Here is a 1365-nt window from a genome sequence, read left to right on the forward strand (position 1 = left end):
TCTCCATCAGGTCAAATTCACGGTCCAGATCCTCGGCGTTTGCGTGAAAGCTATATCCGTCCTTCATCAAAAACTCGCGCCCTCTAAGAAGCCCGAATCTCGGCCTCGCCTCGTCTCTAAATTTGGTATTCATCTGATACAAATTTAGCGGCAGTTGCTTATAGGACGTCACTTTGCCTCGCACGAGTGCGACGACGCTCTCTTCGTTTGTCGGGCTTAAAACAAAGTCGTTTTCCTTGCGATCTTTAAAGCGCAAAAGCTCCTTGCCGTAGACGTCAAAGCGTCCGCTCTCGCGCCAAAGATCGGCGGAGGTAACAAAGCTCATCGAGATCTCCTGCGCGCCCGCTTCGTCAAGCTCCTCTTTGACGATATTTTTTATATTTTCAAGCACACGTTTGCCAAGCGGCAAAAAGTTGTAAAGTCCGCTACCGACCTGCTCGGCGTAGCCCGCTCGGAGCAAAAATTTATGACTTGCCAGGCTTGCGTCTTTTGGCGCTTCTTTCGCCGTCGGCGCGTAAAGTTTGCTAAATTTCATTCGTTCTCCCATTCAAATTCATTATTTTCTTCTTGCGGCGTTTGCTCCGCGACGTTAAAGATTTCCCCGACGGCTCTTAGCTGCGCTTCGCTTCCGGCAGCGCCCGCGAGGTTTTTTAAATTTATCGTCGGCGCGTGCAAAAACGCCCTAAAAACCTGATGTATGAGGCGATACGCCTCCTCCTTGTCGCTATGTTTTAGATAGCCCTTTTTTAGGGCTTTTGCGAGTTCTCTTTCGGCGCACTCTTTAGCCTGCTCTCTTATGCCTTTTATTAGCGGCGTGACGGCTAGCTCGCGCAGCATTTGGAAAAACGCCGCCGTATTTCGCCCGACGATGCCGTATGCGATCTGAGCTTGCTCTTCGCGCAGGGCTAGGTTTTTATTTACGATCTCTTGCAAGTCGTCCACGGCGTAAATTTTGATATTTTCACTCTGCGTGATCGCGATATCGCGCGGTACGGCAATGTCGAAAAAGTAACGCTTAAACTCCTTTGGCTCTACCATCGCGTCGATCAAAACCGGATGCGGCGCGGCGGTCGCGGAAAATATTATTTGATATTTATTTATGTACTGCGCTACGTTTGAAAGCGAGTCGTATTCGTTATTATCCCCCAGCGTCAGGGCCAAATTTTTAGCGCGCTCTTTGTTTCGGCTGATGATTATCGTTCTCGCGCCGCTTGCGATTAGATGCTTTGCGGCTAGCTCCGCCATCTCGCCAGCGCCTACTATCACGGCGACCATGCCGTTTAGCGTGCCAAAAATTTCCTTTGCTTTAGCAACCGCGACGCTTGAGACCGAGATCGGATTTTTGGAGATTTCGGTTTTGTTTCG

2 protein-coding genes are annotated in these 1365 nt (G+C 50.0%); both read right to left on the reverse strand.

Translation table 11 applies throughout. The features are described from left to right. On the reverse strand, positions 1-535 hold a 535-nt coding region (locus Q0546_RS09925), incomplete at its 3' end, for an aminoacyl--tRNA ligase-related protein (RefSeq protein WP_366519261.1). Beyond that, on the reverse strand, positions 532-1365 hold an 834-nt coding region (hemA, locus tag Q0546_RS09930), incomplete at its 5' end, for a glutamyl-tRNA reductase (protein ID WP_298792657.1). The genes hemA and Q0546_RS09925, both read right to left, overlap by 4 nt.

The sequence above is a fragment of the uncultured Campylobacter sp. genome, assembly GCF_937997465.1.
Taxonomy (GTDB): Bacteria; Campylobacterota; Campylobacteria; order Campylobacterales; family Campylobacteraceae; genus Campylobacter_A.